Origin of the sequence: Actinomadura logoneensis, from assembly GCF_003428695.1 — a bacterium.
In the GTDB taxonomy this organism is placed as follows: domain Bacteria; phylum Actinomycetota; class Actinomycetes; order Streptosporangiales; family Streptosporangiaceae; genus Spirillospora; species Spirillospora logoneensis.
The window spans coordinates 1-5,098 of record NZ_QURH01000237.1; the positions used below are offsets into that span (position 1 = coordinate 1).

Below are 5,098 nucleotides of genomic sequence, written 5' to 3' on the forward strand. Positions count from 1 at the left end.
GACGTCGCCGCGGCCGCGACGGCGGTCGCCGCGACGGCCGCCCCGACGGGCCACCGGTGGCGCAGCAGCGCGAGGACGCAGACGGCCGACGCCGCGACGCCGTCGAACGGCCAGTACGCCGCGCCCCAGCTCGTCCCGATGGCGAGGGCCTGGAACGCGACGGCCGCCGCGAACACGGCGGCGAGGAGGGGCCCCGTCCAGCGGGGCGGGAGGATCACCGGGCCCACGCCAGCCGGACGCGCTGTCCCCGCCGGTCCCGTGGCCACCCCGGACGACCTGCCCGGACCTGCTTCGTGCCCGGCCCCGGCCGGTCGTCTTTCCCACATGCGGCCAGGCTGGGAGACGGGCGGCCCGGGTGGCAATCGGCCGAAAGGACCGTTCCGGGCGCCCGCCTCTTCGCCACCACGCTGGGCCGGCCGGTCAGGACGGAAGGTTCTCGACCGAGGTGAGGCGGCCGTCGGCGAGGGTGAGCCGCCGTCCCACCTTGATCCGCTCCAGGAAGCGCTCGTCGTGGCTGATGACGACGAACGCGCCCTCGTAGGAGTCGAGCGCGTTCTCCAACTGCCCGACGCTCACCAGGTCGAGGTTGTTGGTCGGCTCGTCCAGCAGGAGCAGGTGCGGGGCGGGCTCGGCGTACAGCACGCAGGCGAGCGTCGCCCGCAGGCGCTCCCCGCCCGACAGCACGCGCACCGGCAGGTGGACGCGCTGCCCCCGGAACAGGAACCGCGCGAGGACGTTGAGCCGCTGCGCGTCCGACAGCGACGGCGCGGACGCCGCGAAGTTCTCCGCGATCGTCCGGTCGTCGTCGAGCAGGTCCAGGCGCTGGGACAGGTAGGCGACCCGGCCGTCGGCGCGCCGGACGGTCCCGGAGTCGGGTTCCAGGTCGCCGTTGACCAGCCGCAGCAGCGTGGACTTCCCGACGCCGTTCGCGCCGGACAGCGCGATGCGCTCCGGCCCGCGGATCGTCAGGTCGGCGCCGTCGCCCGCGAAGATCTCGGTGTCGCCGAGGCGCTTGCGCAGGTGCTCGCCGACGAACAGGGTGCGGCCCGCCGGGACGCGCGTCCCGGGCAGCTCCAGCGCGATGCCCTGGTCGGACCGGACGGCCCGCGCCGCCTCGTCCGCGCGCTCCCTGGCGTCGCTGACCCGGGAGGCGTGCATGGTCTGCGCGCTTCCCGCCGCCTTCTCCGCGCTGCGCTTCATGTTCCCCGCGAACAGCTTCGGCAGCCCCGCGTCCTTGAGGTTCCGGGACGCGTTGCTCGCGCGGCGCTCGGCGCGTTCGCGGGCCTGCTGCATCTCCCGCTTCTCGCGCTTGAGCTCCTGCTCGGCGTTGCGCAGGTTGCGCTCGGCCGCCTCCCGCTCGGTGGCGACGGCCTCCTCGTAGGCGGTGTAGTTGCCGCCGTAGAAGCGCACCTCGCCGTCCGACAGCTCGGCGATGCGGTCCATGCGGTCGAGCAGTTCCCGGTCGTGGCTGACGACCAGGACGCAGCCCCGCCAGCCGTCCAGCAGGTCGTACAGCCGGTGCCGGGCGGCGAGGTCGAGGTTGTTGGTCGGCTCGTCCAGCAGCAGGACGTCGGGGCGCTTCAGCAGCAGCGCGGCCAGGCCGAGCGACACGATCTGGCCGCCGCTGAGCCGGCCGAGCGGGTCGCGCAGGGACACGTCGCCGAGGCCGAGCCGGTCCAGCTCGGCGCGGGCGCGGTCCTCCACGTCCCAGTCGTCGCCGATGACGGCGAAGTGGCGCTCGGACGCGTCGCCCGACTCGATGGCGTCCAGCGACGCGATCACGTCGGCGATCCCGAGCACGTCGGCGACCGTGCGCCCGGCGGTGAGCGGGAGGTCCTGCGGCAGGTGACCGAGGACGCCCTCGACCGTGACGGACCCGGCGGACGGCGTGAGGTCGCCGGCGACGAGCCGCAGCAGCGTGCTCTTGCCCGCGCCGTTGGGCGCGACCAGGCCGACGCGCTCGGCCTCGACGCTGAAGGTGAGGCCGCGGAAGACGGGGACGTCGTCGGGCCAGGTGAACGACAGGCCGGAGACGACGATCGGGGAAACGGACATGGACGGCTCCTCGGGAGAAGCCCGTGCGGCGGCGGCGCGCGGCCGGCGGCGCGGACGTGCGATCACCGGCGGAACGCCGGAGGCAAGGACGTCCGAGCGGGTACGGCGGAGACGCCGCGCTCAGAGCACGGAGAAGGGTGAACAGGGGACGACGCGTCGCCGGGCGCGGATCGTCGAGGCGATCTGGAACGCGTCCGGGCTCCCGGGCCTCTCAGCCGGAGATGTCGTCGTCACTCACCATGTCGGGAACTCCCTCACGAAGGATGGACCGCACGTCGGCGCGATCATCGCGCCGCGGGCCCTACCGATACTAACGGAAGGCCGGAACACCCGATTCCCGGCCACGCGGACCGCGTCGTGGCCCGCGTCCTGAACCGCTCGTGGGCCGCGCGTGCCGGGGGAGCGCCGCCGGGCCGCCGGGCCGTCGTCAGTCGCGGTCGCGGACGCGGCGCACCAGGTCGGCGGCGGCGCCGGGCCACGCGGGGTGGTCGAACGTGAAGCCCGCGTCCAGCAGCCGCGGGGTGGTCGAACGTGAAGCCCGCGTCCAGCAGCCGCCCCGGCGTGACGCGGCGGCTCTTCAGCAGGAGTTCGGTGTCGGAGCGCAGGACCAGGGCGCCGATCTCCGCCATCCACGCGGTGGCCGGGAGCCCGACGGGCATGCCCCACGCCGCGCGCAGGTCCCGCATGAAGTCGCGGTAGGGGAGCGGGTTCGGCGAGGTCAGGTTCACCGGGCCGGACAGGTCCTCGCGCTCGATCAGGAACAGGACGGCCCGGACGAGGTCCCGGTCGTGGATCCACGAGACGTACTGCCGTCCGCCCGCGACCGGCCCGCCGAGGCCGAGCCGGACCATGCCGAGCATGTGCGCGAAGATGCCGCCCCGGTCCGGGCTCATCACCATCGCGGAGCGCAGCGCGACGCGCCGGGTGCGCGGGGTGTCGGCGGCGAGCTGGGCGGCCTCCCAGTTCCGCGCGATGCGGACGCTGTACTCCCAGTAGCGCGGGACGCCGGGCTCGTGGCCGCCGATCTCGCCCGCCGCCTCGTCGTTGGGCGCGTCGAAGCGGTGCGAATAGATGGTGGCGGTGCTCGCCTGCAGCCAGACCCGGGGCGGCGCGGCGGCGCGGGAGATCGCCTCGCCGACGGCCTCGGTGGACCGGACCCGCGACTCCATCAGGTCCTGGAGGCTGGCCGGGGTGTAGCGGCAGCTGACGCTGCGTCCGGCGAGGTTGACGACGACGTCCGCGCCGTCGATCTCCTTCGTCCAGGGCCCCTGGGTGCGGCCGTCCCAGGCCACCTCGCGCGGCTTGGAGGGGTTCCGCGTCAGCACCACGACGTCGTGCCCGGCCGCCGTCAGCGCGCGGTCGAGGATCGCTCCCACCTGCCCGGTCCCGCCGGGGATGACCACCTTCATGCCCGCACCCTAGCCCTCCTTTGAACGCGTTCAAGGATTCTGTGCGCATGATCACTCGGCGGGCGCCGCGCCGTGGACGGCCGCGTCCTGACGGGCCGGGGGCGAGGGGCCGGGCCTGAGGGGCGGGTCGGGGAGACCCCGAGGGCCGGGCCGGGGACGCGTCGTCCGGCGGGCGGAGCACGAAGGTGATCGCCGTGGTGAACGCGGCGGCCGTCGCGATGGCGGACCGGCGCGACGCCCTGCGGCTGGTCCGGCAGCTCGGCGCGGTGCCGGGGCAGCTCGTCCGGACCGTCCCGGTGTCGACTCCGCGCTGACGATCCGGACACAGGCCGCCGGGCGGGTGAACGCCCGTCCGGCGGCCGACGCATGTACCCGGAAGACCGCGCACCGGGCGCCCGATCGTCCGGGCCGACGGGTCAGGGAGGCGTGGGGCGAGACGGTGCGTCCGGGCAGGTCAGGGGGCGTGGGTGAGCAGCGCGGGTCAGGGGCGTGGGTGAGTGGCCGCGGGTCAGGGGGCGTAGGTGAGGGCGGCGGGGAGTTCGGCGAACGTCGCGGTGAGGCGCTCGGTCAGCGCGGCCCGGCCGCCGCGGCCCCCCTCGGCCGTCCAGGCGAGCGAGGCGGTGCGCCACGCGGACACGACGAGCTCGACGGCCAGCCGCAGGTGGACGTCGTGCGGCGCGACGCCGTGGTGGGCGCTCACCTGGTCGACCAGCGCCTGCGTGGTGTCGTGGCAGTACCGCAGGCTGTGCGCCTGGAGGGCGGGCACGGTGTCGCAGAGGTGCCGGGCGGCCAGGAAGCGGCGGTCCCAGTCGGCGTCCATCGCGGCGAGCGTGGTGTGCAGGGCCGCGTGCAGGGCGTCCACGAGCGGGCCCTCGGTGTCGAGCGCGGCGACGTCGTCGAGGTAGGCCGACCACAGATCGCTGTCGGCGGCGAGCGCGACGTCCTCCTTGGACGGGTAGGTGCGGAAGAACGTCCGCTTGGACACCTCGACCTCGTCGCACAGGTCGTCCAGCGTGGTCGCGTCGTAGCCGCGCTCGACGAACAGGCGCAGCGCGGTCTCCGCCAGCGCCTTGCGGGTGCGCAGCTTCTTGCGTTCGCGGAGCGGCAGGGAGCGGAGGTCGCCGGAGACGTCGAGGGGCACGGGACCAGGTTACCACCAGGCGGCTTTCGCTCTCGGAACGCCTTCGCCTCTCAAATGCTTTCGCCCTTTGACAGCTTTTGCCACCGAGCGGCACTATCCCCTCGGTGGCCACGAGGGCCGCCCCGAAGTGCCTGGAGTGGGCCTGTGAGCAGTAGTCCGTCCGAACCGTCCCGGCCGTCCCGCCCGGTGCTCACCCTCGCGGTGGTGCTCGCGGCGTTCGCCACGGTGCCGATGTCGATCTCCGGGGCGGCGGTGGCGCTGCCCGACGTGGGCACCGCGCTGCACGCCTCCGGGGCGCCGCTGCAGTGGGTGATGAACGCCTACAACCTGACCTTCGCCGCGTTCCTGCTGGTCGCGGGCTCGACCGCGGACCTGCTGGGCCGCCGCCGGGTGTTCGTCGCGGGCTCGGCGCTGTTCGCCGCCGGGTCGGTCGCCGCCGCGCTCGCGCCCGGCATCGTGGCGCTGGACCTGGCCCGCGCGCTGGCGGGCGTCG

General features: G+C 74.8%; 5 protein-coding genes and 1 pseudogene. 2 read left to right on the plus strand and 4 right to left on the minus strand.

Translation table 11 applies throughout. The features are described from left to right. From DZF91_RS13960 to DZF91_RS13970, 3 genes and pseudogenes are all read right to left on the minus strand, one after another. Positions 1–218 (minus strand): annotated as a pseudogene (locus tag DZF91_RS13960) (hypothetical protein); the annotation flags it as partial. Between the two features lie 202 nt (positions 219–420). After that, a complete protein-coding gene (gene abc-f, locus DZF91_RS13965; protein WP_117357902.1) occupies positions 421–2,055 on the minus strand; it encodes a ribosomal protection-like ABC-F family protein in 1,635 nt (544 codons plus the stop codon). 284 nt (positions 2,056–2,339) lie between these two features. Next, complete coding sequence (locus DZF91_RS13970; RefSeq protein ID WP_117357903.1) at positions 2,340–3,464, minus strand: TIGR01777 family oxidoreductase; 1,125 nt, start codon at positions 3,462–3,464, stop codon at positions 2,340–2,342. A 185-nt stretch (positions 3,465–3,649) separates the two neighbouring features. On the opposite strand from DZF91_RS13970, the gene DZF91_RS42665 reads away from it, so the two are divergent. After that, positions 3,650–3,778, plus strand: coding sequence for a hypothetical protein (locus DZF91_RS42665; protein WP_268915940.1), 129 nt, complete (start codon positions 3,650–3,652; stop codon positions 3,776–3,778). A gap of 194 nt (positions 3,779–3,972) precedes the next feature. On the opposite strand, the gene DZF91_RS13975 is transcribed toward DZF91_RS42665, so the two are convergent. Continuing rightward, the gene (locus DZF91_RS13975) at positions 3,973–4,605 is read right to left on the minus strand and encodes a TetR/AcrR family transcriptional regulator (protein WP_117357904.1); all 633 of its coding nucleotides are present in this window, start codon (positions 4,603–4,605) and stop codon (positions 3,973–3,975) included. A 144-nt stretch (positions 4,606–4,749) separates the two neighbouring features. Between DZF91_RS13975 and DZF91_RS13980 the strand changes: the two genes are divergently transcribed. Continuing rightward, positions 4,750–5,098, plus strand: a 349-nt coding sequence (locus tag DZF91_RS13980) for an MFS transporter (RefSeq protein ID WP_235834272.1), incomplete at its 3' end; no start/stop codon positions are given.